This window comes from Xanthomonas sp. LMG 12460 (assembly GCF_009192895.1).
GTDB lineage: Bacteria > Pseudomonadota > Gammaproteobacteria > Xanthomonadales > Xanthomonadaceae > Xanthomonas_A > Xanthomonas_A sontii.
The window spans coordinates 1-21,764 of sequence record NZ_NKUH01000023.1; the positions used below are offsets into that span (position 1 = coordinate 1).

Below are 21,764 nucleotides of genomic sequence, written 5' to 3' on the forward strand. Positions count from 1 at the left end.
TCCCCAATCCCGATTCCCGATTCCCGGCCGCCGAGGCGGCCACTCACCCGCCGAGAATCAGCACCGGCGAGCGGAAACCGCTGAGGTGGTGGGTGCCGGTGGCGATGTCGCTGCGGTAGCGGCCGGGGATCTCGATCTGGCAGCGTTTGCCGATGCGCACGCCGGGGCCGATGTCGACCTGTCGGCCGAGCGTGGCCTGGGCGCCGATCTGCGCTTCGGCGCCGAGCGTCGCGCCGGCCTCGATCCACGCCGAGGCGCCGACCTTGACCGCCGATTCCAGCACCGCCGCCGCGCCGATCCAGGCGTTGAAGCCGATGTCGCAGTGCGCATCGACGATGGCGCCGGCGCCGATCGCGCAGTTCTCGCCGACGCGCGCGCTCGCGGCCACCTGCGCGCCGCGGCAGATCAGCGGCGGCATCCTGAAACCGCGCGCCTTCAGTTCGCCCATCAGCTCCTGGCGGCGGAAGTTGAGGAACTGCGCGCCCCAGGCGACGAAGGCGGTGGCGCCGGTGTCGGCCAGTGCGTGCAGGGCATCCAGGTCGAAGCGGTAGTCCTTGCCCTGGGCCACGTCCACCGGGTGCAGCACGCACTCCGGCGCCGCCTCGGCCCAGGCCGCCAGCGCCCAGCGCAACAGCGCACCGCTGCCGACCACGTACTTGTCAGAGGACATGGCGGCCCTCCATGACGTCCATGTACCAGCGTTCGATCTGCATGTTGGCGTGCTCGTAGTCGCCCAGCACCGCGCGCGGGGCGCCGGCGCGCAGTCCCGACTGCACCTGTTCCATGATCTCGATGTCCTCGCGCAGCACCTTCTCGGCGCCGTGCAGGTGCCCCAGCAACACCGCGTCGGAACCCGGGTAGCGATGCTTCTTGCGCGCGGTGACGTAGTACACCAGCAGGTCGGTGCGCTGCGCCGACACCGGCTGGTGGTGCTCGATGATGAAGGAATAGCCGCCCGAGCCCGAGGCGATGTGCAGGTTCGGGTACAGCAGCCAGTTCAGATACCAGTCGTCGTTGCCGAAGCGTTCGACGTGCGCGTGCCAGGGGTAGTGCGCCATCGCCACCAACGGCTCGTTGAGCCCGCCGCTGCTGAAATCGCGCAGGCGCGCCAGATGCGCCTCGCGCGAGGCGCTGCCCTCGGCATGGTAGCGGCGCGCCTCGGCGACGCCGGCGTCGTCCATCTGCACCTGGAACTTCACCTGCTGCGCCAGCGTGCGCGCATGCACGAAGCGCGGGTGCAGCGCGTCGCGCAGGTTCTCGTAGGCCAGCTTCCAGTTGAAGTCGGCCTCGAAGGTCGCCACCAGCACTTCGTCGTCGAACTGTTCGGAAGCGGCGCGCAGCATCTCCAGCGCCTCCAGCGAGAACTGCGCCTCCAGCGGCATCGGCGCGGGCGACAGGTTCACGAACACCAGCTTGCCGATGCAGGCCACCGCGAAGCGGCGCAGCCGCAGGCAGGCGCGCGCCTCTGGAGCGAGGCGGTAGGCATCGTCCTGGAACGGGATGTTGTCCACGCCGCCGTCGGCGCCGTAGCGCCAGCCGTGGTAGCTGCAGACCAGCGGGCGCACGCCCTGCGGTTGCTGTTGCAGCGGGTTCTGCCGGTGCAGGCACAGGTTGTCGAAGGCGCGCAGTTCGCCGTCGATGTGCTGCACCACCACGTCCACCCCGCAGATCGAGCGGCGCACGAAGGCGTTGGGCTTGTCCAGCAGCATGCGCGGCGCCACGAACTGCCACAGCGGCATCATCAGGAGCTCGCGCTCGCGCGCAAACCAGGCCTCGTCGATGTAGGCCTCGGCCGGCATCAGCGAGTGCATGGGCGCGCCTCGGCGGTGCGGCAGGGCGTGCCGTGGCGGTGTTCGGCGCTGTGTGCGTGCATGGCGACATCCCCAGTGACGTTGCGGAAGATAGCACCTCGCTGCGCGCCGACGATGGCGTGGCCGATCCTGTGCCGGCGTGGGGCGCCGGCCCGGTAGAATACGGCTCCCCTCTTCGCGCAGGCGCCGCCGTCATGGTCACTCTGGGAACCCCGCTGTCCGCTTCCGCCACCCGCGTGCTGCTGCTCGGCTCCGGCGAACTGGGCAAGGAAGTGGCGATCGAACTGCAGCGCTTCGGCGTGGAGGTGATCGCGGTGGACCGCTATGCCGACGCCCCGGCGATGCAGGTCGCGCATCGCAGCCACGTGGTCGACATGCTCGATGCGATGGCGCTGCGCGAACTGATCGCGCGCGAGCAGCCGCACCTGATCGTGCCGGAGATCGAGGCGATCCACACCGAGACCCTGGTGGCGCTGGAGCGCGACCTCGGCCAGCGGGTGATCCCGACGGCGCGTGCGGCGCGGCTGACCATGGATCGCGAAGGCATCCGCCGCCTGGCCGCCGAGACCCTGGGCCTGCCGACCTCGCCTTACCGCTTCGTGGACACGCCCGAGCAGTACCGCGAGGCGATCGCCGCGGTCGGCCTGCCGTGCGTGGTCAAGCCGGTGATGTCGTCCTCCGGCAAGGGCCAGAGCACGCTGCGCAGCGCCGCCGATATCGACGCGGCGTGGGAGTACGCGCAGACCGGCGGCCGCGCCGGCGCCGGCCGCTGCATCGTCGAGGGTTTCATCGACTTCGAGTACGAGATCACCCTGCTGACCGTGCGCCACGCCGGCGGCACCGCGTTCTGCGATCCGATCGGGCACTGGCAGAAGGACGGCGACTACCGCGAGAGCTGGCAGCCGCAGCCGATGTCGGCGCTGGCCCTGCAGCGCGCGCAGGACATCGCCCGCGCGGTCACCGACGATCTCGGCGGCTGGGGCCTGTTCGGCGTGGAGCTGTTCGTCAAGGGCGACGAGGTCTGGTTCAGCGAGGTGTCGCCGCGGCCGCACGACACCGGCCTGGTCACCCTGGTGTCGCAGGAACTGAGCGAGTTCGCCCTGCATGCGCGTGCGATCCTCGGCCTGCCGATTCCGGCGATCCGTCAGAACGGCCCGTCGGCCTCGTGCGCGCTGCTGGCCCACGGCGAAGGCGTGCCGCGCTTCGGCAATGTCGATGCTGCCCTGCAGGCGCCGGACACCGCCCTGCGTCTGTTCGGCAAGCCCAGCGTGCACGGCCACCGCCGTGTCGGCGTGACCCTGGCCCGTGGCGCAAGCATCGACGAGGCGCGGCAAACCGCCCGCGACGCCGCCGCGGCCCTCACCATCGACCTGGACGCATAAAACGGCGAGCGCTCGGAAAGCGGGGCCAAAGGGGACCCGCTTTCCCATTCCCCACTCCCGATTCCCCATTCCCGGCCCTCAAGCCGGCGGCGCAAACCGTGCCGCTGCCAGGCGAATGCTCCACACCAGTTCGACCATCGCCAGGTTGTTGAGCAGGGCCTCGCCGCCCAGCACCAGCCAGTAGCCGGCGCCGTCGACCCAGAACGGCACGAACGACCAGTCCGGCAGCAGCAGTTGCGGCTCGCTGTAGAACGCCACGTAGCGGTGCGCGCCGTGCCAGCCGCGCGCGCTCTGGCGCTGGGCGAAGCCGGAGAAGTCGGCCGCGGCCACGCTCAGCGTGTCGGCCTGTTCCTGGTCCAGGCCGGCATGGCCCAGGCAGAAGCCGCTGTCGGAGGCCAGCACCGCGCGGCGTTCGGCCGACAGCGGGGCGATCACATGCTGGGCGAAATCGTCCAGGCGGATTTCCGGGCCCGGCACTGCGCGCCGCAGCAACTGCACCCATTGCTGTTCGCGCGCCTCCTGCAGCAGCCGTTGTGCGTCGCCGCCCACGCGCTGGCGCCACTCCTGCAGCGACAGCGCGCCGTGCGCGCCGAGCAGCAGTTGCAGCGCGCGCTGCAGGCGGTCGGGCGTGGCGCTGGCGAAGCCGTGCAGCACGCCGTGCGGGGTCGGCATCAGCCAGGTCGGTTCGGAGCTGGTCGGGTCGGGGGCGGTCATCGCGGCGCACTCGCGCTGGAAAAGGACAGGGCGTCGACGCTGCGGCCGCCCAGCGGCTCGCGCTGCTGCAGCCAGCGCGCGGTGCTGTCCCAGCGGTCGCCCAGGGCCAGCGCATGGCGGCGCAGTTCGCGCGTGGCGAGCATGAAGGCGAGCTTGTCCTGGCAACTGATGCAGTAGTCCAGGAACTCGCGCTCGCAGCGCGCCGCGGCGATCGGTGCGCCGTCGCACAGCGCGTCCACCACCTCGCGCACCATCCGCCGCGAATGGTCCGGGCTGGCCCGGCGCACCCGCGCCGGCACGTCGGCGGACGGCCGCGCCAGCACGCTCCAGCGCGTGGCCAGGGCGTTGATCGGCAGCAGCGCGTGGCCCTGGCTGTGGCGCTGGAAGGCCTCGGCCACGTGCGGCGCCAGATGCGCCGCGGCCATCTGCAGCGCCAACTGGCGCAGGGCGACATCGTGCCGCGGCAAGGCCAAGAACAGGTCGGCCAGCACGCCCTGGGTCGGTTCGTTGTCGTGCAATTGCAGCGCGGCGTGCAGCCGCGCCAGGTGCGCGGCGGCATCGCGCGGGTCGCGCAGCAGTGCGCGGGCATGGGTGCGCATCACCAGGCGTGCGGGATCGCGAGCGGGAAGCGTGGGCATGGGCGCCTCAGTCCAGCAAGGTGTCGATCAGGTCGATCATGAATTCGGCGTCCTCCGTGGCCATCGCCTCGAAGCCGCGTTCCAGGCCCAGCGCGTCGAGCACCGCCTGGTCGTCGCGATGCGCGGCATCGCCCAGCGCCAGCAGGGCGTCGCGCAGCGCAGGCAGTTGCGGGCCCAGGCGCGGATGCGCCAGCAGCACGTGGCCGATGTCGCACAGCGCGCTTTCCACCAGCGGACGCAATCGCGCGCGGGTCAGGCGCGACAGGCCGTGGTAGGCGGTGGCCAGGAACAGGCCGGCATCGGCTTCGCCTTCCAGCAGCAGCCGCGCTACCGCGGCGTAGCTGCTGGCCGGGCGCCAGGCGATGCGTTCCGGCTCCAGGTCGGCCGGTTCCAGCAGGCGCAGGCCGATCAGGCGTACGTCGTGGTTGGCGGTCAGGGCGATGCGGCAGCCGTAGGGCAAGTCTTCCACGCAGCGCGCCGGCGCCTCGGCCGCGGTCGCGATCACCACCTCGTCGGCGTGCCCGCGCGGCCTGACCAGCGGCAGGTAGCCGCGGTCGCGGATCAACGCGCTGGCGTCGAACGGGCTGGCGTACACCAGGTCGACGACGCTGTCGTCCAGCAATTGCCGCTGTTCGGCGGCATCGGCCGGCATCAGCAGGCGCAGGCCGAGGCCGGCGCGGCGCTGCAGCACCGTGCTGAGCAGGTACCAGCCGCCGAAGTACTCGGGCGCGAAGTCCGGCGCGACCAGGAACGTGCAGCTCATGCCAGCGGCTCCGCGCGTTCGTCCTGCAGCCATTGCGCGTACAGCGGCTGCAGCGCGTCGATGCGCCGCCGCGACGGCTTGCGCCGCACCGAGGTGAAGCCGACCACGCGGCCGTCGCGGACGTTCGGCAAGGCGGTGGCGTAGACCCAGTAGCAGGCGCCGTCGCGGCGCAGGTTCTTGACGTAGCCGTGCCACTTCTCGCCGGCCAGCACGGTGTCCCAGAGTTCGCGGAATGCGCGCCGCGGCATCTCCGGGTGGCGCAGGATGCAGTGCGGCGCGCCGATCAGCAGTTCGCGCGGCCAGCCGCTGAGTTCGACGAAGGCGTCGTTGGCGTGGGTGATGACGCCGTCCAGGTCGGTGCGCGAGACGATCAGGCGCCCGTCCGGATAGGCCACCTCGCGTTCGCTCCAGTACACCGTGCGGCGGCTGCCGTCGTGGTAGCGCAGCTCGGCGCTGCGGTGCGGCTCGTGCGGCGCTTGCATCGGCGGCAGCGGCATGGCGGCGCCCCTACAGGATCTGTTGCAGCGCCTGCGCGGCGCGCTTGATGTCCAGGAACACCAGGCCGAGCTTGGCGCTGGGCTTGGCCAGCACGGTGAGCACCGCCTCGCGGCCGGCCGCACTCATGATCACGTAGCCGAGTTCGCCCTGGATCAGCACCCGCTCCAGCGCGCCGCGCGCCAGTTCGCGCGCGCTGCGCTCGCCCAGCGCGAGCAGCGCCGCGGACATCGCGCCGACGCGGTCCTCGTCCATGCCCTGCGGCATCGCCGAGGCGATCATCAGCCCGTCCAGGGAGATCAGCGCCGAGGCCTCGATATCGGCGGTGGCGCCATTGAGGCCTTCCAGCGCCTGTTGCAACTGTTGCGTTCGCATGCTCGCCATCCGCTTGCGCATCCCGACCGGGTGCGGGAGGCATTGGACCGCGTCGGCGCAGTCTTGCCCTTGATCTGGATCAAGGCCGATGGCGGTGCCCGGCGCAGGCGCTGCGCAGGAGGGGCGATCCGATGGGCGGCACTGCTGCCGCGAAGGGGTCAGGCCCTGCTCACACCGGCGCCGCCTCGCGGCCGGCGGTCAACGCGGCCGCGCGGGTGCAGGCCGCTCGCCAGGGGCTTGGCGCGCCGGCCAGGCAAGCAAAAGGCGGCCGCCAGGCCGCCTGTGGGGTGCTGCTAGGCGGCGCCATGCTGCGCGCCGCCCCGGTCCTCCTGCGCTTACCGTCCCGCTGCGACGTCGACCCAGACCAGGTGGTGGTCGCTGCCGTCGGCGATGGCGGCGGAGGCATCATCGGAGGCCGGCCAGAACACGCCGCTGTCCAGGTAGCGGAAGTTGCGCGACGGCAGCACGTAGTCCAGGCGCATGGTGCCGGCCTTGGGGCCGAAATCGCCGGTGACCTGCTGCGGTGGGCCGCGATGGTCGATGCCGGTGGCCGCGTAGGCGCGCGTGGTCTCCTCGCCGCCAGCGCTGTGCGGGGTGGGGTATTGCAGGACGCGCGGATGCGTCACCAGCGCGCGGATCGCGTCGTGGTGGCCGTCGCCGTCGATCACGTCGTTGTTGAGGTCGCCGAGCATCACGAACTGCGCATCGGCGGCCAGTCCGCCGCAGCGGCCGGCGTCGTCGCACAGCCAGCGCGCCTTGCCGCTGCCGGCATCGTCCAGGTACTCGCGCCACAGCCGCAGTTCGTCGTGGTTGCGTGCGGCGTTGCGCTTCTCCGCGCCGTCGAACACCGGCGGGGTCGGGTGCGACACCAGCGCATGCAGCACGCCCAGCGGGGTACGCACCGGCACGTCCCAGTGCGACTTGGACGACAGCCGCAACTGCGCCCACACCGCGTCGCTGTGGAAGAAGCGGCCGGTGGCCGGATCGACCGGGCGCAGCGCGTCGGGCATCGCGCTCCATTTCAGCAGGCGGAAGCTGCGCACCGCCGCGGTGTCGATCGGGTACTTCGACAGCAGCAGCATGCCGTACTGGCCGGGATGCAGGCCGTAGCCCCAGGCGTCGTTGCCGCGCGCGCGGCCTTCGCCGCCGACATGGCCGTCGTTGTCCAGGTCCAGGCCGCTGGGCACGCCGGTGTTGACCGGGGCCAGGTAGCGGTAGGGATAGCGCAGCGCAGCGCCGCCGTGCGGTTGCGGCGCCGCGAGGTAGCGCTGCTCGAACAGGTCGGCGGCGCGGTGCGCCTCGTCGTAGTCGAACTCGTTGAGCAGCACGATGTCCGGGCGCACCTGCTGCAGCACCGCGGCGATCTTGCGCGCCTGCGCGCTGTCGCCCTGCAGGGCGGCGATCAGCGCGCCGGGGTCGTCGGCATTGAGCGAGGTGTTGTAGGTGGCCAGGCGCAGCGTCCTGGCGGCGGGCGCGGCGGCATCGGTCATCGGGGAGGACGTGGGAGCGGTGTGCGCGCAGGCGCCGCACAGCAGGGTCAGGGCAAGCAGGAGGAGGCGTGATGTCATGTGCCGATTTTCGCATGCGCGGCATGTCGGCACGATGGCGCCGCGACGTGCGGAGCCCTCGGCTGGGCAGCGCGGTATCGGTTGCCGTCGGCTAGCCGCCGAGCTGGCGCAGATAGTCGTCGAAGTCGCGCCAGTGGCGGCCGTCGTAGGCCTGCAGCGGCCGGAAGCGGCGCTTGTAGTCCATCTTCTGGTGGCCGCGGATCCAGTAGCCCAGATACAGGTGGCGCAGGCCCTCGCGTCGCGCCCAGGCGATCTGCTGCAGGATCGCCAGGGTGCCCAGGCCGCGCGCGCCGGCGTCCGGGTCGTAGAAGGTGTAGACCGCCGACAGCGCCTGCGCGGCGATGTCGGTGACCGCTACCGCCAGCAGCGGCCCACGCCGTCCGTCCGGCATGCGTTGCCGCAGCTCCAGGAAGCGCCCATGCGACCAGCGGCCGATCAGGAACTGGTCGAACTCGTGCGCGCCGTGATCGTCCATGCCGCCGCCGGGATGGCGGTGGCGCAGGTAGCGCTGGTACAGCGCCAGCTGTTCCTCGCTGCGCTCGGCGGCGACGATGCGGACCTCGATATCGGCATTGCGCGCCAGGCAGCGGCGCTGGCTGCGATCGGGCACGAACGCATCGATCGGGATGCGCACCGCAACGCAGGCGCGGCAATGGTCGCAGTGCGGGCGATAGACCAGATCGCCGGAGCGGCGGAAGCCCCAGCTCAGCGCCAGCGGATATAGCGCGCCCAGGCGTGGATCGTGCGGGTCCAGCACCAGGTCGCGGGCCTGCCGCTCGGGCCAGTAGCCACACGCGTGCTGGCCGGTCTGGAACAGCCGCAGGTCGTCGCTAGCGTCGGAATGGATGGCCATGCGTCGAGCATAGCGCTTCGCCATCGCAGGGGCCGCGACTGTCCGCACCATGAATACGCCCGGCAGCCGGTCAACCGTGGCGGCGACGGGACGTTGTCTGCAGGGAAGGCGCCACGGCGCCGGACGCCTGCCGTCCTGGCAGGTTCCCATCATCCTCAGGGAGTGACCCATGAAGTCTCGCAACCCGCTGCTCGCCCTGGCCGTGCTGGCCGTGCTGTCCGGTACCGCCTACGCCGTTCCCCCGCCGCCGGCCGATCCCGCCGCGCCCGCCGATGCCGGCGGCATCGCCGCGCTCGACAAGAACGGCGACGGTGTCATCGACCGCAGCGAGGCTGCCGCCGATCCGCGCCTGGCCCAGCATTTCGACGCCATGGACAAGAACCACGACGGCAAGCTCAGTCGCGACGAGTGGCCGCGCCACGGCCGTCACGGCGGCCCGGGCGACCACGGCGTGCCCGGCGCGATGATGGCCAAGCTGGACACCAACAAGGACGGCCGCATCAGCCGCGCCGAAGCGCAGGCCGATCCCAAGCTCGCCGCGCGCTTCGACAAGATGGACGTGAACAAGGACGGCTACATCGACCGTGCCGACTTCGAACTGCGCGCCAAGCAACATCGCGATGCCTGGTTCACCGCGGCCGACACCAACAAGGACGGCATGCTCAGCCGCGCCGAGTTCGATGCGGCGCAGGCCAAGCGCTGGGCGCATCGCCCGGGCGGGCAGCGCGGTGGAGACGCACCGCCGCCGATGCCGGCGCCGGACAGCAACTGAGCCATCCGCCGCGGCGGTGGCCGCGGCGTCACGGCACCAAGGCGCCGATCGACAGCGCCCCTGCGCCCCGCGCGCAGGGGCGTTCTTGTTTTTCCATCTGCCGAAACCTGCCGTCGCGTGCAGTGCGGCGCAGGTGCAGCGCGGGACGCGCGTGGTCGCGCGGGGCGCGTCGACAGCGTCGCGGCCGGTTGCGGTGGCGGTCTCCGCTACGGCGGACACCGCGCGCAGGATGCGATCGCCGTGCCGATCGGATTGCCGTCGCAGCGTTGGTGCCTCCGCCGTCGCGCAAGGACGATCATCGGCAGGGCGTCATCGCCATAGTGACGTCCACCGCATGCGTGGACCTGCGTTCGGCGCGGCTCAGTTGCCGCGGGGTGCCGGCTGCACGCGCACGCGCACTTCGTCGCTGCCGGTGTCCTGCGCCGGGGGCGTGGCCGGTTGCGTCGCGGGTGCCTGTGCTGGTGCGGTGGTCGGCGCGCGGTTGTCGCGATGGCGCAGCACGGTGATCAGCGCCACCGCACCGATCGCCAGCAGCAGGGCGATGCGGATGCGCCAGGCCCAGCGCTTGCCGCCGTCCGCTTCCACCTGCGAGCGGAACTCGTTCAAGTAGGGTGCACGGCCCTGTTCCGGATCGCGGCGGGTGCTGTCGAGCAGGCCGGCGTCGCGCAGCAGTTCGCGTGCGCGCGGCTGGTCGTCGGCGTGCACCACCCACACCGTGGGCTGCGCCTGCGCCGCGACCGGGTCGAGATAGCTGAACTGGCCGCTGCGCCGGGTCCGGTAGGAGCGGCCGTTGCTCAGGCGCACGTCGATGCCGGCGTCGCGCAGCAGGGCGGCGACGCCTTCGGCGGTTTCCACGCGTTGGCTGCTGAAGATCTGACGCATGTTCGTGTCCTCAGCGTTTTGCCGGAACCTGCGCCGCGGCGTCGGCGTCGGGGACCACCCGGATCAGGCCTTCCTGTGCGGTGCTCGCCACCAGGGTCCCGTCGCGGGTGAAGAACTGCCCGCGCGCCAGGCCGCGCGCGCCCTGCGCACTGGGGCTGTCCAGCGAGTACAGCAGCCAGTCGTCGGCGCGGAACGGGCGGTGGAACCACAGCGCGTGGTCGAGCGAGGCCATCTGCACATTCGGCGTGTAGTAACTGATGCCGTGCGGGAAGGTGGCGGTGCCGAGCAGGTGGAAGTCCGAAGCGTAGGCGAGCAGCGCCTGGTGCAGTTCCGGCGCATCGCCGGCCGGCTCGCTCAGGCGCAGCCACATCTGCTGGAACGGCGGACGCTTGGGCGGATTCAGTTCGTCGCGCGGATACACGTGGCGGAACTCGAACGGGCCGCCGCGCGAGAGCCAGCGCTGCACCTTGGTCGGCAGCGTCGCCAGCACTTCCGGGCGCGCCGCCGGGGTCGGCTCGATGTCTTCCGGCTGCGGCACTTCCGGCATCTTCAGCTGATGGGTGGCGCCGTCCTCCTGTTCCTGGAACGAGGCCGCGCAGAAGAAGATCACCTTGCCGTGCTGGATCGCGGTGACCCGGCGCACCGAGAAGCTGCCGCCGTCGCGGGTGCGGTCCACGTCGTAGACGATGGGATGCTCGATGTCGCCAGCGCGCAGGAAATAGGCATGCAGCGAATGCACGCGGCGCGCGTTCTCCACCGTGGCCTGTGCCGCCGACAGCGCCTGGCCCAGCACCTGGCCGCCGAACACGTACTTGGTGCCGATGTCGCGGCTCTGGCCGCGGAACAGGTTGTCCTCCAGCCGCTCCAGCGACAGCAGCTCGATCAGTTCGGAGACGACGGGGGCGGGCTTGGCGGACAAGAGGCGGGGCCTGGCGACGGACGTGCGCCGATTATAGCGGGCCGTCCGCGCCCGCCCGCGTGCCCGCTCCGCTCAGCCCTTGCCCAGACGCGCCACCAGCGCGCGCAGTGCGGCCTGGGTGTCCGGCGCCTGCCAGTCGTCGATCAGTCGCTCCAGCCCGATGTGCTCGTCGGCCAGCGCCGCGCGCAGGTCGGCGCGGGCGATGGCACGGGTCTGCAGCATCGGCTGCCGCGGGCGCTTGAGCAGGTCCAGCAGCCAGGCCAGCGCGCGCGCCACCACCAGGTCGGCGTCGACCAGTTCGTCGACCAGGCCGATCTCCAGCGCGCGTTCGGCGCTGACCAGGTCGCCGCCGACCAGCAGGCGCTCGGCGCGGTGCGCGCCGACCACGCGCCGCAGCAGGCGCTGGATGCCTTCCGGGGCGACCAGGCCGACCTGGGTCTCGTTCAGGCCGATGTGCAGCGGATGCGCCGCATCGGGGCTGCGCGCCATCACCCGGTAGTCGCAGCACAGCGCCAGCACGCAACCGCCGGCCGGGGCGTGGCCGGTCAGCGCCGCGACCACCGGGATCGGGCTGGCGGCCAAGGCGCGCGCCGCACCGAAGAACTGCTGCCAGCTGCCCAGCAGCTTGGCGCGATCGTCGCCGTGGCCGAGCAGGTGCGGCACGTCCATGCCGGCGGAGAACAGGCGTTCGTTGCCCGACAGCACGATGCCGTGCGCGCCATCGGCGTTGGCCTGCTCGATCGCCTGGATCAGGTGCCGGCACAGGTCGGTGTCCAGCGCATTGACCGGCGGCCGCGCCAGGCGCAGTTCGCGGAGGGGGCCATGGTTGATCACGTCGATGAGCGTCGTCATGCTGCGGTCTGCTTTCGAAGAAGGAACCTCGGCGATGATAACCAAACCATTCGCTGGCGTATTGTTCATACTGTGTGCGGTTGCCGCCACTGCGTCGGCCGCGGAACCGGCGTGCGTCACTCTGGAGCAGGGCTGGGCGCGCTTGCCGCCGAATCCGGCGATGCCGATGACCGCCGGCTACGGCGTGCTCCACAACGGCTGCGGCAAGCCGGTCACGGTCACCGGCGCCAGCAGCCCCAGCTTCGGCGATGTGTCGTTGCACGAGACCACGGTCGTGGCCGGCGTCAGCCGGATGCGCGCGGTCGAGCGCGTGCCGCTGGCGCCTGGCGCCCGCGTGGAACTCAAGCCCGGCGGCATGCACCTGATGCTGATGCAGGGCAAGGGCGCGCTGAGCGAAGGCCAGGCCGTGCCGCTGCAGTTGCAACTGGAAGGCGGCGGCAAGGTCGATGCGACGCTGACCGTGCGCAAGCAGGCGATGTAGGGGAGCCTCCTCGGGAAAAGGCGCCTCCCCTTGTCGTAGGAGCGGTTCTCGTCCCCTTTGGTGGGATCAGCCGCGACGGGCGAAGCCCAGCGTCGGCTGAGACCACCCGTCGTCGGGACTGAAGTCCCTCCCACAAGGAGCGCACGCCGCTCCTGCGTGGGCAGCGCCGCTGCGCTGCGGACTATGCGCCGGGCCACGCCCGGCGCAAGCGCAGGCCTCAGCTCGTCGCCTTGCGTACGGCGTCCGGCAGCGGCGCGCTCTTGCCGGTCTGGGTGTCCATCCACACCACCACCACGTGGCCGTCGGAGTACAGCCGGCTTTCGTCCTGCTGGTCGACGATGCGGTGGCCGATGGTCACGCTGCTGGTGCCCAGGCGCTCGACGAACAGTTCGACCAGGATGTCGTTGGGCCACACGATCGGTGCGCGATAGTTGACGTTGGTCGCGGCCACCACCGGGGCGATGCGATCGCTCATCGAGACGCCTTCCACGCCCAGCATCCAGCGCACGCGCGCCTCTTCCAGGTAGGAGATGTACTTGGCGTTGTTGACGTGGCCCATGCTGTCCATGTCGCGCCAGCGCACGCTGATCGGGATGCGCGCCAGGATCTTGTGTTCGCTGCTCATCAAACGTCCTTCTTCTTCTTGGTGCCGGTGCTGGTGGTGCTCTTGCTGGCCTTGCCGCTCTTGGCGGCCACCGCCTGCTTCTTCGCCGGCTTTTCCGGCTTGACCTTGCGCGGCGGGCGCGCATCGGGCTTGTTGGCCATCGCCGCCGGCTGCTCCGGGCGCGCGCTGGTGGAGGGCAGCATCCGCGCCAGGAACTGGCCGGTGTACGACTGCGGGCAGGCCGCCACGTCCTCCGGCGTGCCGGTGACCAGGATGGTGCCGCCGCGGTGGCCGCCTTCCGGGCCGAGGTCGACGATCCAGTCCGCGGTCTTGATCACGTCCAGGTTGTGCTCGATCACCACCACGGTGTTGCCCTCGTCGCGCAGCTTGTGCAGCACGCCCAGCAGCGCCTCGATGTCGTGGAAGTGCAGGCCGGTGGTCGGCTCGTCGAGGATGTACAGGGTGCGGCCGGTATCGCGCCGCGACAGTTCCTTGGACAGCTTCACCCGCTGCGCCTCGCCGCCGGACAGGGTGGTCGCGCTCTGGCCCAGCTTGATGTAGCTCAGGCCCACGTCGACCAAAGTCTCCAGCTTGCGCGCGATCGACGGCACCGGCTCGAACAGCTTCAGCGCATCCTCGACGGTCATTTCCAGCACGTCGTTGATGTTGAAGCCCTTGTACAGGATCTCCAGCGTCTCGCGGTTGTAGCGCTTGCCGTGGCAGACGTCGCAGGGCACGTACACGTCCGGCAGGAAGTGCATTTCCACCTTGATCAGGCCGTCGCCCTGGCAGGCCTCGCAGCGGCCGCCGCGCACGTTGAAGCTGAAGCGGCCCGGCGAGTAGCCGCGCGAGCGCGCTTCCGGCACCTGCGCGAACAGTTCGCGCAGCGGCGTGAACAGGCCGGTGTAGGTGGCCGGATTGGAGCGCGGGGTGCGCCCGATCGGCGACTGGTCGATGTCCACGACCTTGTCGAACAGGTCCAGGTGCTCGATCTCGCGGTACGGCGCCACGCTGTGCGAGGCGCCGTTGATCTCGTTCGCCGCCAGGGTGAACAGGGTGTCGTTGATCAGCGTCGACTTGCCCGAGCCGGACACGCCGGTGATGCAGGTCAGCAGGCCGGCCGGGATGTCCAGGTCGACGTTCTTGAGGTTGTTGCCGGTGGCCCCACGCAGGTGCAGGGTCATCTTCGGATTGGCCTTGTGGCGCTTGGCCGGGATCTCGATGCGGCGCTTGCCGGACAGGTATTGCCCGGTCAGCGAGCGCGGCGCTTTCAGCAGGTCCTGCACGCTGCCGTGGCCGACCACCTCGCCGCCGTGCACGCCGGCGCCGGGGCCGATGTCCAGCACGTAATCGGCCAGGCGGATCGCGTCCTCGTCGTGCTCGACCACGATCACCGTGTTGCCGAGGTCGCGCAGGCGGGTAAGGGTGCCGAGCAGGCGTTCGTTGTCGCGCTGGTGCAGGCCGATCGAGGGTTCGTCGAGCACGTACATCACGCCGACCAGGCCGGCGCCGATCTGGCTGGCCAGGCGGATGCGCTGCGCCTCACCGCCGGACAGGGTGTCGGCCTTGCGCTCGAGGGTCAGGTAATCCAGACCGACGTCGACCAGGAAGCCCAGCCGTTCGGCGATCTCCTTGACGATCTTGCTGGCGATCTCGCCGCGCCAGCCGGGCAGGTCGAGCTGGCGGAAGAAGGTCAGTGCATCGTCGATCGGCAGCACCACCAGGTCCGGCAGCGGGCGGTCGGCGACGAACACGTTGCGCGCGGCCTTGTTCAGGCGCGCGCCCTTGCAGTCCGGGCACGGTCGTTCGCTGATGTACTTGGCCAGTTCCTCGCGCACCGCCGGCGATTCGGTCTCGCGGTAGCGGCGCTCCAGGTTGGGGATGATGCCTTCGAAGCGATGCTTGCGCTGGGTGCGGCCGCCGGCGTCGGTGAAGTAGGTGAAGGTGATGGTCTCGTCGCCGCTGCCGTACAGCACCGCCTGGCGCACGCTCGCCGGCAGCGACTGCCAGGGCGCGTCGACGTCGAACTTGTAGTGCTTGGCCAGCGAGGCGATCAGCTGGAAGTAGTACGCGTTGCGCCGGTCCCAGCCGCGTACCGCGCCGGCCGACAGCGACAGCTCCGGATGCACCACCACCCGCTCGGGATCGAAGAACTCGGCCACGCCCAGGCCGTCGCAGCTCGGGCAGGCGCCCATCGGTGCGTTGAACGAGAACAGGCGCGGTTCCAGTTCCGGCAGCGAGTAGTCGCAGACCGGGCAGCTGTACTTGGAGGAGAACAGGTGCGGCGCGGCCGCGGTGTCGTCCAGCGACTGCACCGACACCATGCCGTCGGCCAGCTTCAACGCGGTCTCGAAGCTTTCGGCCAGGCGCTGCTTGATGTCCTCGCGCGGGCGGAAGCGGTCGATCACCGCCTCGATGGTGTGCTTCTGGCGCAGCGCCAGCGCCGGCACCGCGTCGATCTCGTACAGCTCGCCGTCCACGCGCACGCGCACGAAGCCCTGCGCGCGCAGTTGTTCGAACACCTGCGCATGCTCGCCCTTGCGCTCGCGGATCACCGGCGCCAGCAGCATGTAGCGCTGCTCCGGGTCCAGGGTCAGCACCTGGTCGACCATCTGGCTGACCGTCTGCGCCTCCAGCGGATAGCCGTGGTCGGGGCAGCGCGGCTGGCCGACGCGCGCGTACAGCAGGCGCAGGTAGTCGTAGATCTCGGTGATGGTGCCGACGGTGGAGCGCGGGTTGTGCGAGGTCGACTTCTGCTCGATCGCGATCGCCGGCGACAGGCCTTCGATGTGATCGATGTCGGGCTTCTCCATCACGCTGAGGAACTGCCGCGCGTACGCCGACAGCGACTCCACGTAGCGGCGCTGGCCTTCGGCGTAGATGGTGTCGAACGCTAGCGAGGACTTGCCGGACCCGGACAGGCCGGTGATCACGATCAGCTTGTCGCGCGGCAGGTCGAGGTCGAGGTTCTTGAGGTTGTGCGTCCGCGCGCCGCGGATGCGGATGTAATCCATCGCCATGAAGAGATTCCGGAATGTGCCGGCCGTGGCGGTGCCGCTGGCCAGTGTGGGGGCGGAAAGGGGACGGCAATCGATCAGCGTACCCAGCTTGTCAGGTGGGGGCAATTGCCGCAGATCCCAGCGCCGCCGGGCGCCGACGGCTGGCTGGTTCAGGCAACCGCGCCGGCCCGCGGGGCTTGACAGTCCGGGCCTGGGTGGGCTTGACCCTGCCGCGCGCGGCGGCTTACAATCCCGCTCCTGTCTGCCCGAAACGGCACGACGGGAACGACCACAATAACTACAGAGGAAGTCTGGTCATGTACGCAGTACTGGTCACCGGCGGTAAGCAATACCGCGTCGCGCAGGGCGAAACGCTCCGCGTGGAAAAGCTCGAAGTCGAAGCCGGCAACGAGATCACGTTCGACAACATCCTGATGCTGGGCGACAGCGACGGCATCAAGATCGGCGACGCGCTGAAGGGCGCCGCCGTCACCGCCAAGGTCGTGGCCCATGGCCGCGCCGACAAGGTGCGCATCATCAAGTTCCGCCGCCGCAAGCACCACATGAAGCGTCAGGGTCATCGGCAGCACTACACCGAAATCGAGATCACCGGCATCGCCGGTGGCGACAAGAAGTAAGGAGCAGCAGTCATGGCACACAAAAAAGGCGTAGGTTCCTCGCGCAACGGCCGCGACTCCAACCCGAAGTACCTGGGCGTGAAGATGTTCGGCGGCCAGGCCATCGAAGCCGGCAACATCATCGTGCGTCAGCGCGGCACCCAGTTCCACCCGGGCGCCGGCGTCGGCCTGGGCCGCGACCACACCCTGTTCGCGCTGGTCGACGGCAAGGTCGAGTTCTCGGTGAAGGGCGCCAAGAAGCGCCGCACCGTAAGCGTGGTCACCGAGGCGTAAGTCGCCGGTGTCCAGGGCCTGCGCCGTGGCGCAGGCTTGCTGACGAAAGCCCCGCTTCGGCGGGGTTTTTGTTTTGCGGCTGGGAATGGGGAGTGGGGAATCGGGAATGGGCAAAGGCGCCTCCCGTGAACTTGCCCTGTCCTGGTTGCGTCAGGCAATGCAGTGATGGAGTTTGCCGATCTGTGGCCGCGACATAGAATCGTCGCCGCGGCGATGGCTCGCTTTTCCCATTCCCGATTCACTATTCCCCATTCCCGGTTGTTATCCATGAAACTCGTAGACGAAGCGGAAATCCAGGTCACGGCCGGCAATGGCGGCAATGGCTGCATCGGCTTTCGCCGCGAGAAGTTCATCCCGCTGGGTGGGCCCGACGGCGGCGACGGCGGCAATGGCGGCAGTGTGTGGCTGGTCGCCGACGAAAATCTCAACACCCTGGTCGACTTCCGCCACCAGCGCGCGTTCCGTGCGCAGCGCGGCGAGAACGGCATGGGCCGGCAGATGTACGGCAAGGCCGGCGAGGATCTGACCATCACCGTGCCGGTCGGCACCGTGGTGATCAACGTCGAGACCGACGAGGTCATCGGCGACCTGATCGCGCATGGCGACCGCCTGCTGGTCGCGCAGGGCGGCAAGGGCGGCCTGGGCAACATGCACTTCAAGAGTTCGGTGACGCGCGCGCCGCGCAAGGCGACGCCGGGCGAGGAGGGCGAGGAGCGCACGCTCAAGCTGGAGCTGAAGCTGCTGGCCGACGTCGGCCTGCTGGGCTTCCCCAATGCCGGCAAGAGCACCTTCATCCGTGCCGTGTCCGCGGCGACGCCGAAGGTCGCCGACTACCCGTTCACCACGCTGTATCCGAACCTGGGCGTGGTCAGTGTCGAGGCCTACCGCAGCTTCGTGATCGCCGACATTCCCGGGCTGATCGAGGGTGCCGCCGACGGCGCCGGCCTCGGTGCGCAGTTCCTGCGCCACCTGCAGCGCACCCGCCTGCTGCTGCACCTGGTGGATCTGGCGCCGATGGAGGGTGGCGTGGATGGCGTATCGCCGACCGAGCAGGTGCGCGCGATCGAGCGCGAGCTGCAGAAGCACGACCCGGAGCTGCTGGCCAAGCCGCGCTGGCTGGTGCTGAACAAGGCCGACCTGATGTTCGAGGACGAGGCGCGGGCGCTGGCCGACCAGGTCGTCGCCGAGTTGGGCTGGACCCAACCCTGGTACCTGGTGTCGGCGCTGGGCCGCGAAGGTACCTGGCCGATCATGAAGGACGTGATGGCGTTCTTCGACCGCCAGCGCGAGGAGGCGCTGGAGGCGGCCGCCAATGCCTCCTGAGCGTCGCGCCGTCCCGCGGCGCGCGGGGCAGGGTGACGCGCACACGAAAAACCCGGCCGAGGCCGGGCTTTTTCGTGGTGCTGCCGGAAGCGTGGGCGCTTCCGGCGTCGACGGCGGCCGATCAGGCGGCGGTCTTGATCGCCTTGATGCGGGCGCTCAGGCGGCTCTTGTGACGGGCAGCCTTGTTCTTGTGGATCAGGCCACGCGAGCTGAAACGGTCGAGGATCGGCTGGGCGATGGCGAAAGCGGCTTCGGCGCCGGCTGCGTCGTTGGCGTCCAGGGCCTTGATGACCTTCTTGACGGCGGTGCGCAGCATCGAACGCTGAGCCGTGTTGCGCGCGTTGCGCACGACGGTCTGCTTGGCGCGCTTCTTGGCGGACTTGATATTGGCCACGGTGGTGGTTTCCTGGAAAGCTGTGTGGTGGATAAAAACAAGCGGGAGAGTATGAAGCGTCCGAATATTCGCGTCAAGTCAATTGTCAAGAGGGCTGCCGCATGAGCCAGCCGCGTATGCTCCGCGGGCTGCTCTCCTTCAGCAGCATGACCATGGTCTCGCGCGTGCTGGGGCTGGTGCGCGACCAGGCCATCACCATTTCCTTCGGCGCCAACGCCACCACCGACGCGTTCTGGGTGGCGTTCCGCATTCCCAACTTCCTGCGCCGGCTGTTCGCCGAGGGCTCGTTCGCCACCGCGTTCGTGCCGGTGTTCACCGAGGTGAAGGAAACCCGCCCGCACGCCGACCTGCGCGCGCTGATGTCGCGGGTGTCCGGCACCCTGGGCGGGGTGCTGCTGCTGGTCACCGCGCTGGGGCTGATCTTCACCCCGCAGGTGGCGATGCTGTTCAATCCTGGCGCTACCGACGACCCGGCCAAGTTCGGGTTGATCGTCGATCTTCTGCGGTTGACCTTCCCGTTCCTGCTGTTCGTGTCGCTGACCGCGCTGGCTGGCGGTGCGCTCAATAGCTTCCACCGCTTCGGCCTGCCGGCGCTGACCCCGGTGATCCTCAACCTGTGCATGATCGCCGGCGCACTGTGGCTGGCGCCGCGGCTGCAGGTGCCGATCCTGGCGATGGGCTGGGCGGTGCTGGTGGCCGGCGTGCTGCAGTTGCTGTTCCAGTTGCCGGCCTTGCGCGGCATCGACCTGCTGACCCTGCCGCGCTGGGGCTGGCGGCATCCGGACGTGCGCCGGGTGCTGACCCTGATGGTGCCGACCCTGTTCGGCTCCTCGATCGCGCAGATCAACCTGCTGCTGGACACGGTGATCGCCTCGTTCCTGTACGCCGGCTCGCAGAGCTGGCTGTCGCAGGCCGACCGCTTCCTGGAGCTGCCGCTGGGCGTATTCGGGGTGGCCCTGGGCACGGTGATCCTGCCGGCGCTGTCGCGGCACCACGTCAAGACCGATCGCGCGGGCTTTTCCAGCGCGCTGGATTGGGGGCTGCGCACCACCTTGCTGATCGCGGTGCCGGCGATGCTGGGGTTGATGCTGCTGAGCCAGCCGCTGGTGGCGACCCTGTTCCAGTACGGCAAGTTCACCGCCTTCGACACGCGCATGGCGGCGATGTCGGTGTTCGGGCTGAGCTTCGGCCTGCCGGCGTTCGCCCTGCTCAAGGTACTGCTGCCGGCGTTCTATTCGCGCCAGGACACGCGCACGCCGGTGCGTGCCGGCGTCGCCGCGCTGGTCGCCAACATGGCGCTGAACCTGTTGTTCCTGGCGATCCTGTACCAGTTGTGGGTGCCGGCGGAGCTTCGTGCGCAGGGCGTGCGCGCGGCGCTGGAGGCGGTGCCGGGTCTGCACCTGGCGCTGGGCCTGGCCAGTGCGGTCGCCAGCTACCTCAACCTGTCGCTGCTGTGGCGCTGGCTGCGCCGCGACCAGGTCTACCAGCCCAAGCCGGGCTGGGGCGGTTACCTGCTGCGGCTGGGCGTGGCCTGTGCGGCGATGGCCGCCGTGCTGGCGCTGGGCCTGCACTGGCTGCCGGCGTTCACCACCATGGACAAGTGGCACCGGATCGGCAGCCTGCTGCTGCTGGTCGGCGGCGGCGGCGCGGTGTATCTGCTGGCGTTGCTGGCGCTGGGGTTCCGGCCGCGGGATCTGCGCGAGCATTGAAGCCGGGGTCCGGGGTCCGGGGTCCGGGGTCCGGGACCCGGGAGTTTCCGCGAGTGCCAAGCGCTTGCGATTGAACTGTGGGAGGGGCTGCAGCCCCGACGGGCCTTCCCGGGAAAGCCCGTCGGGACTGAAGTCCCTCCCACAGAAAGTGATCACTTTGTTTTTGCCGGATCGCCTGGCGATGGTCTGGCTCCGCACGCCGATGCTGCCGACCCGGGTCCCGGGTCCCGAGCCCCGAGCCAAGCCCCCACCCGCTATACTCGACGGTTACGCATCATCGACCGGCGCTTCCTGCGCCGGCGCTTCGGACCGAGGAATGAGCAGGCTGTTTAGAGACGTCGAGGGCGGGACCCTGTTCCCGCAGGGAAGCGTGGTCTGCATCGGCGCCTTCGATGGCCTGCACCTGGGCCACCGCGCGCTGGTGCGGCAGGCGATCACGCGCGCGCGCGAAGCGGGCGTGCCGGCGGTGGCGCTGAGCTTCGAGCCGCTGCCGCGCGAGTTCTTCGCCCCGGCCGCGCCGCCGCCGCGGCTGACCCTGGCCCGGGCCAAGGTGCAGGGCCTGCTCCAACTCGGCGTCGACAGCGTCGGCCTGCTGCGCTTCGACCGGCGCATGGCCTCGATGAGCGCGGAGGACTTCGTGCAGCGCGTGCTGGTCGAGCGCCTGCGTGCGCGCGAGGTCTGGATCGGCCCGGCGTTCCGCTTCGGCCACAAGCGCGGCGGCGACATCGCGCTGCTGCGTGCGCTGGGCGCCCAGCATGGCTTCGCCGCCGACGAGATCGCGCCGGTGCACCTGCGCGAGGAGCGCATTTCCAGCACCCGCATCCGCGAGCTGCTGGTGGCCGGCGAGTTCGCCCATGCCGCCGAACTGCTCGGTCGCCCGTATGCGATCGGCGGCCGCGTGGTGCGCGGCAAGCAGCTCGGGCGCACGCTCGGCTATCCCACCGCCAACCTGCGGTTCGCCCGCACCCCGGCGCTGTCCGGCATCTACGCCACCTGGGTGCACGGGGTGGCGGCGCAGCCGTGGCCGTCGGTGTCCAGTTTCGGCACCCGCCCGACCGTGCAGGGCGTGGAGCCGCTGCTGGAAGCGCACCTGTTCGATTTCCAGGGCGACCTGTACGGTCGCCACATCGAGGTGGAGTTCGTCGCCAAGCTGCGCGACGAGGAAACCTTTGCCGATCTGCCGGCGCTGACCGCGCAGATGCACCGCGACGCCGCGCTGGCGCGGCAACTGCTCGCTGCGCCTGCTGGCGCGGGCCTGCCGCCCGTGTCCGCCGCCCCGCGCGCGGAACTCCCCCTGAAGACCACCGACCGGTAACTGC

Annotated in this window: 23 protein-coding genes; 8 read left to right on the plus strand and 15 right to left on the minus strand. The window is 70.2% G+C overall.

Going from position 1 to position 21,764, the window contains the following annotated elements; translation table 11 throughout:
- Positions 1-43: 43 nt before the first annotated feature.
- Together CEK66_RS05480 and CEK66_RS05485 are read right to left on the minus strand one after the other, a co-directional pair.
- The gene (locus tag CEK66_RS05480; protein WP_152236210.1) at positions 44-670 is read right to left on the minus strand and encodes a DapH/DapD/GlmU-related protein; all 627 of its coding nucleotides are present in this window, start codon (positions 668-670) and stop codon (positions 44-46) included.
- The gene (locus tag CEK66_RS05485; RefSeq protein WP_152236211.1) at positions 660-1,811 is read right to left on the minus strand and encodes a Rieske 2Fe-2S domain-containing protein; all 1,152 of its coding nucleotides are present in this window, start codon (positions 1,809-1,811) and stop codon (positions 660-662) included. Before CEK66_RS05485 ends, CEK66_RS05480 begins: the two co-directional genes overlap by 11 nt.
- Before the next feature lie 194 nt (positions 1,812-2,005).
- Here CEK66_RS05485 and purT point away from each other — a divergent pair, with 194 nt between their 5' ends.
- Entirely contained in the window at positions 2,006-3,193 is a 1,188-nt protein-coding gene (purT, locus tag CEK66_RS05490; protein ID WP_017916348.1) for a formate-dependent phosphoribosylglycinamide formyltransferase, read from the plus strand.
- Positions 3,194-3,271: 78 nt separating this feature from the next.
- Here purT and CEK66_RS05495 read toward each other — a convergent pair whose 3' ends face one another.
- The 7 genes from CEK66_RS05495 to CEK66_RS05525 form a co-directional block, all read right to left on the minus strand.
- The gene (locus tag CEK66_RS05495; protein WP_152236212.1) at positions 3,272-3,907 is read right to left on the minus strand and encodes a hypothetical protein; all 636 of its coding nucleotides are present in this window, start codon (positions 3,905-3,907) and stop codon (positions 3,272-3,274) included.
- Positions 3,904-4,545: a hypothetical protein gene (locus CEK66_RS05500; protein WP_226978499.1), complete on the minus strand. Its 642-nt coding sequence runs from the start codon at positions 4,543-4,545 to the stop codon at positions 3,904-3,906. Before CEK66_RS05500 ends, CEK66_RS05495 begins: the two co-directional genes overlap by 4 nt.
- Before the next feature lie 7 nt (positions 4,546-4,552).
- The gene (locus CEK66_RS05505) at positions 4,553-5,308 is read right to left on the minus strand and encodes a PhnD/SsuA/transferrin family substrate-binding protein (RefSeq protein ID WP_017912409.1); all 756 of its coding nucleotides are present in this window, start codon (positions 5,306-5,308) and stop codon (positions 4,553-4,555) included.
- Complete coding sequence (locus tag CEK66_RS05510; protein ID WP_152236213.1) at positions 5,305-5,805, minus strand: PAS domain-containing protein; 501 nt, start codon at positions 5,803-5,805, stop codon at positions 5,305-5,307. The genes CEK66_RS05505 and CEK66_RS05510 overlap by 4 nt, the downstream gene beginning before the upstream one ends.
- Before the next feature lie 10 nt (positions 5,806-5,815).
- On the minus strand, positions 5,816-6,199 hold the full coding sequence (locus CEK66_RS05515) for a roadblock/LC7 domain-containing protein (protein WP_017909884.1): 384 nt from the start codon (positions 6,197-6,199) through the stop codon (positions 5,816-5,818).
- Between the two features lie 314 nt (positions 6,200-6,513).
- On the minus strand, positions 6,514-7,746 hold the full coding sequence (locus CEK66_RS05520; protein WP_152236214.1) for an endonuclease/exonuclease/phosphatase family protein: 1,233 nt from the start codon (positions 7,744-7,746) through the stop codon (positions 6,514-6,516).
- A gap of 91 nt (positions 7,747-7,837) precedes the next feature.
- Complete coding sequence (locus tag CEK66_RS05525) at positions 7,838-8,752, minus strand: arginyltransferase (protein ID WP_226978502.1); 915 nt, start codon at positions 8,750-8,752, stop codon at positions 7,838-7,840.
- Between the two features lie 16 nt (positions 8,753-8,768).
- Here CEK66_RS05525 and CEK66_RS05530 point away from each other — a divergent pair, with 16 nt between their 5' ends.
- Positions 8,769-9,371 carry an EF-hand domain-containing protein gene (locus CEK66_RS05530; protein WP_043092804.1) on the plus strand — a complete coding sequence of 201 codons (603 nt, stop codon included), beginning with the start codon at positions 8,769-8,771 and terminating at the stop codon, positions 9,369-9,371.
- Positions 9,372-9,731: 360 nt separating this feature from the next.
- Here the strand turns inward: CEK66_RS05530 and CEK66_RS05535 are convergent, their stop codons facing one another.
- The 3 genes from CEK66_RS05535 to CEK66_RS05545 form a co-directional block, all read right to left on the minus strand.
- On the minus strand, positions 9,732-10,253 hold the full coding sequence (locus CEK66_RS05535) for a DUF2007 domain-containing protein (RefSeq protein WP_017912414.1): 522 nt from the start codon (positions 10,251-10,253) through the stop codon (positions 9,732-9,734).
- A 10-nt stretch (positions 10,254-10,263) separates the two neighbouring features.
- A complete protein-coding gene (gene tesB / locus CEK66_RS05540) occupies positions 10,264-11,172 on the minus strand; it encodes an acyl-CoA thioesterase II (RefSeq protein WP_152236216.1) in 909 nt (302 codons plus the stop codon).
- A gap of 72 nt (positions 11,173-11,244) precedes the next feature.
- Positions 11,245-12,024, minus strand: a complete 780-nt coding sequence (locus tag CEK66_RS05545) for an enoyl-CoA hydratase/isomerase family protein (RefSeq protein ID WP_043092802.1) — start codon at positions 12,022-12,024, stop codon at positions 11,245-11,247.
- 34 nt (positions 12,025-12,058) lie between these two features.
- Here CEK66_RS05545 and CEK66_RS05550 point away from each other — a divergent pair, with 34 nt between their 5' ends.
- The gene (locus tag CEK66_RS05550) at positions 12,059-12,505 is read left to right on the plus strand and encodes a copper chaperone PCu(A)C (protein ID WP_152236217.1); all 447 of its coding nucleotides are present in this window, start codon (positions 12,059-12,061) and stop codon (positions 12,503-12,505) included.
- Between the two features lie 217 nt (positions 12,506-12,722).
- Here the strand turns inward: CEK66_RS05550 and CEK66_RS05555 are convergent, their stop codons facing one another.
- Both CEK66_RS05555 and uvrA read right to left on the minus strand, forming a co-directional pair.
- Entirely contained in the window at positions 12,723-13,130 is a 408-nt protein-coding gene (locus CEK66_RS05555; protein WP_017912417.1) for a thioesterase family protein, read from the minus strand.
- Positions 13,130-16,129, minus strand: a complete 3,000-nt coding sequence (gene uvrA, locus CEK66_RS05560; RefSeq protein WP_150410405.1) for an excinuclease ABC subunit UvrA — start codon at positions 16,127-16,129, stop codon at positions 13,130-13,132. Before uvrA ends, CEK66_RS05555 begins: the two co-directional genes overlap by 1 nt.
- A gap of 296 nt (positions 16,130-16,425) precedes the next feature.
- Between uvrA and rplU the strand changes: the two genes are divergently transcribed.
- From rplU to cgtA, 3 genes are all read left to right on the plus strand, one after another.
- Positions 16,426-16,746: a 50S ribosomal protein L21 gene (gene rplU / locus CEK66_RS05565; RefSeq protein ID WP_010341170.1), complete on the plus strand. Its 321-nt coding sequence runs from the start codon at positions 16,426-16,428 to the stop codon at positions 16,744-16,746.
- A 12-nt stretch (positions 16,747-16,758) separates the two neighbouring features.
- Positions 16,759-17,019 (plus strand): 50S ribosomal protein L27, encoded by a 261-nt coding sequence (rpmA, locus tag CEK66_RS05570; RefSeq protein ID WP_010341169.1) that lies wholly within the window; start codon positions 16,759-16,761, stop codon positions 17,017-17,019.
- A 267-nt stretch (positions 17,020-17,286) separates the two neighbouring features.
- Positions 17,287-18,342, plus strand: coding sequence for an Obg family GTPase CgtA (cgtA, locus tag CEK66_RS05575; RefSeq protein WP_152236218.1), 1,056 nt, complete (start codon positions 17,287-17,289; stop codon positions 18,340-18,342).
- Positions 18,343-18,463: 121 nt separating this feature from the next.
- Here the strand turns inward: cgtA and rpsT are convergent, their stop codons facing one another.
- Positions 18,464-18,736: a 30S ribosomal protein S20 gene (gene rpsT / locus CEK66_RS05580; RefSeq protein WP_010341167.1), complete on the minus strand. Its 273-nt coding sequence runs from the start codon at positions 18,734-18,736 to the stop codon at positions 18,464-18,466.
- A gap of 116 nt (positions 18,737-18,852) precedes the next feature.
- Here rpsT and murJ point away from each other — a divergent pair, with 116 nt between their 5' ends.
- Together murJ and CEK66_RS05590 are read left to right on the plus strand one after the other, a co-directional pair.
- Positions 18,853-20,445 carry a murein biosynthesis integral membrane protein MurJ gene (gene murJ / locus CEK66_RS05585; protein WP_152236244.1) on the plus strand — a complete coding sequence of 531 codons (1,593 nt, stop codon included), beginning with the start codon at positions 18,853-18,855 and terminating at the stop codon, positions 20,443-20,445.
- A gap of 316 nt (positions 20,446-20,761) precedes the next feature.
- A complete protein-coding gene (locus tag CEK66_RS05590) occupies positions 20,762-21,760 on the plus strand; it encodes a bifunctional riboflavin kinase/FAD synthetase (protein WP_152236219.1) in 999 nt (332 codons plus the stop codon).
- Positions 21,761-21,764: the final 4 nt, after the last annotated feature.